Below are 3247 nucleotides of genomic sequence, written 5' to 3' on the forward strand. Positions count from 1 at the left end.
CGGCATAGCTGGCGAACTTGGCACCCACCGTGTAGTGCTTGTTGATCGGGTAGACAGCCAGCAGCCCCAGCTCGGAGCCATAGCTCAGGCTATTGATGTCACTGCTGTAGTCATGATAAACGGCCAGCCACTTGACCCCCTTTGCTGAGGCACCCGCCGATACGTATAGATCCTGCAGGCCATCGTCCGGGGTGACCAGGAACTGGTCGGCCCAACCGTTCATCGCGTGAAGCGTCGCCAGAGGCGTCTGGAATGACCGGCCGTCGTCCGACTCCAGAGTCTCCATACCCACCTTAAAGGTCAGGCCGTAGACTGCGAGCCCCACTTCCGCCAGCCAATAAGCGGCCTCAAAGCTTTGCGGGTTGTCTGCATAGTCTTTCTGGATTGCGTACTCCAGGGTGTACAGGACCCTGGCGTCTTCCGATACATCGGTGCCACCAGTGAATCGCAAGCCAAAATTCTGGGTTGAGTTGACGTCTGCGGTGGTAAAGTCGAACAGATATCCGTAGGCGGTAAGGGTTCCGGCGGCCAACCCCTGATACTGAACATTAAGAATCGGCGACTGCATGGGGAAATTGCCATTCGGGCTGGCGTCCGAGAATATCCGGTTAGCATTGTAAAGATAGCCCGCTGTAATCGTCGTGTCTGGAAGCGACTCGTTGGCGCCGATAAAGGCATCGAAGGTCTGCTCATTCTGGCGCCAGCCAACCGTGCCTATAAACCGGTGATTGTCCAGAGCAAAGCGCTGACGACCATAGGTCAGTGTGGTATCCGGAAGGCCTTTGTAACGTACGTAAATTTGGTTGACTTCGGTTTCCGTCGGATCAGCGACCACTGAGTGATCGGTTGTATCATTAATGGTGCTATTGTAGTTCTCATTCCCCACAGCGGTCACATCTTCCGCCTCGGCAAACACCTCAAACCCCTGGAAATCACCAGTCCGGTACCCCAGTCGGGTTCGAACGGTGGAAGCATGGGCTTGATCGAGAGGGTTGTCCTGATCCACAAATTCGTAACGGTAGCGAACTTCAAGCGAAACCGCTCCCCCGGTCAAGGCGTCGGTAAGGGTCTGGGACAGGACAGGCGTCGCGGAAGAGGCCAGAAGTGAACCAATGGCCAAGGCCAGCAACGACTTCTGGTTTCTTTGGCCTTTCCTGGCAGTGAGCGGCGTTAGCATCGTTTTCATCCTAGTGGTACCTTCTGTGGCCGTATAAGGGGTGAGTGGAGTCAATGTTTCATTCATGAGTCGATAATTCAGTTTAGGGCGCCTATGTCCGTGGCAACCTTGATATCGGTCAGATTGAGCCTGACTCGCACCCTATACACAGCCTAGAGTAAATCTAGTGACCCTCCCCGGCAACCTCTAGTTTATAGAATTACCCGCACACCCTAGGCACTCACAGCATTCTCCAGGGCTGAGAAGGCCGGCGCGCTGGCCAGACCCTACTCTGCCTCAAGCGGTTTCACTCGGCGTCCGGCTTGAACACCGGGCCATGGCGCAGGGTGTTGACGTCATTAGCATCGGCATACCCGCAAGCTATCTGAACAATCCTCTCGGTCGATAAAGGAAAAGCGGGAGTTGACGGTTTTCAGCCTGTTGACACGTTTCGACCCATAAGAATTGGCTATTGACTTAATAGCTACAAAACCATAAAGTTTCGAAATGTAATGCTAATCATTATCACCTGCATCCGGCAAATTCAATGATAACGGAGAACAACCGTATGTTTAGACCTTCCCAACTATCACTGGCTGTGGCGATCAGCCTGGCCCCAGCCATGGGCTCTGCCGCTGGCGATGACCAGCCCCAGACCCTTGAAGCCCTGGAAATCATTGGCGATGCGTCTGCAGCCCAAACTCTGCCGGGGTCAGGCTATGTAGTTGGCGATCAGCAGTTGAAAACCGAGGTTGAGGCCGACATCAACCAGGTATTGAAAACCGTCCCGGGCGTGTATGTACGGGAAGAGGAAGGTCAGGGCCTGCGCCCTAACATTGGCATTCGCGGTGCCACCGCCGAGCGCAGCAGCAACGTCACACTGATGGAAGATGGCGTTCTGATCGCCCCGGCGCCCTACTCCAATCCGGCCGCCTATTATTTCCCGACGTTCAAGCGCATGTCCTCGCTGGAAGTACTCAAGGGTGCCCCGCTGCTGCGCTATGGTCCGCAAACCACCGGCGGCGTGATCAACCTGATTTCCACACCCATTCCCGACGAGCAGAAGGGCTACGTCGAAGCCGTCACCAACGAGCGCGGCTCCACCGACGTTCATGCAACCTATGGCGACACGAACGGTGACTGGGGTTACCTGTTTGAAACGGTCCAGCGCTCAGCGCAAGGCTTCAAGGACATTGACCGAAGTAACCGCAACAGTGGCTTCGACATCAGTGATTATGTCGGCAAGCTACGCTGGCAGGGTGATCGCCAGAGCGTGACCGCCAAGCTGCAGTATTCCGAGGAAACCTCCAACTCGACCTATGTCGGACTGACGGATGCGGACTTCAACCAGGACCCCAACCGGCGCTACGGGCTTTCCAGTCCCGACCAGATGGATAATACTCACTCCGGTGTCAGCCTGACTCATCAGTTCGAGTGGAGCGACAATGTAAGCAGCACCACAACCCTCTATCGCAACGACTTCAAACGCAATTGGTACAAGCTCAGTGGCGCCGGAAACATCATCGACCAGGCAAACGCCGGTGACGCCAATGCCCAGGGTATTCTCGACGGTACCGTTGACACCAGCGGCCTGAATTACAAGAACAACGCCAGAGAGTACGTCTCCCAGGGCGTGCAGACAAACTTCGATGTAAACATTGGCAACCACGAATTCGACTTCGGCGCCCGCGCCCACGAAGATGAAATGGATCGCTTCCAGCCGGTGGATGTGTACGACCAGGTCAATGGCTCCCTGGTGTTCCAGAACAGCGTGGCCCCAACGGGCAGCAACAACCGCTTCGAGACCGGCGAAGCCCTGAGCTTCTGGGCACTCGACAAATGGCAGGCGACGGACAAGCTCAGCATTAATCTGGCCCTGCGCTACGAAGATGTGCAGACCAGTCGCACCCAATACGCGGATCCCGGCCGCACAACCATCGACAGCACCCGCGCCAATGACAGCGCTGAACTCCTGCCCGGCGCTTCCTTTACCTACGACCTGACCCAAAGCTGGCAGGTTCTGGGCGGTGTGCACCGGGGTTTCTCCCCTCTCGGAGGTGGTGCCAGGGCAAACGAAGATCCGGAAACCAG

General features: G+C 56.2%; 2 protein-coding genes. One reads left to right on the plus strand and one right to left on the minus strand.

Going from position 1 to position 3247, the window contains the following annotated elements; genetic code table 11:
* A partial coding sequence (locus tag B3Y70_RS02280) for an alginate export family protein (protein WP_288589119.1) occupies positions 1 to 1177 on the minus strand: 1177 nt, incomplete at its 3' end.
* 547 nt (positions 1178 to 1724) lie between these two features.
* Between B3Y70_RS02280 and B3Y70_RS02285 the strand changes: the two genes are divergently transcribed.
* A partial coding sequence (locus B3Y70_RS02285; protein ID WP_288589120.1) for a TonB-dependent receptor family protein occupies positions 1725 to 3247 on the plus strand: 1523 nt, incomplete at its 3' end.

Origin of the sequence: Marinobacter sp. UBA5687, from assembly GCF_002420325.1 — a bacterium.
Lineage (GTDB): Bacteria > Pseudomonadota > Gammaproteobacteria > Pseudomonadales > Oleiphilaceae > Marinobacter > Marinobacter nauticus.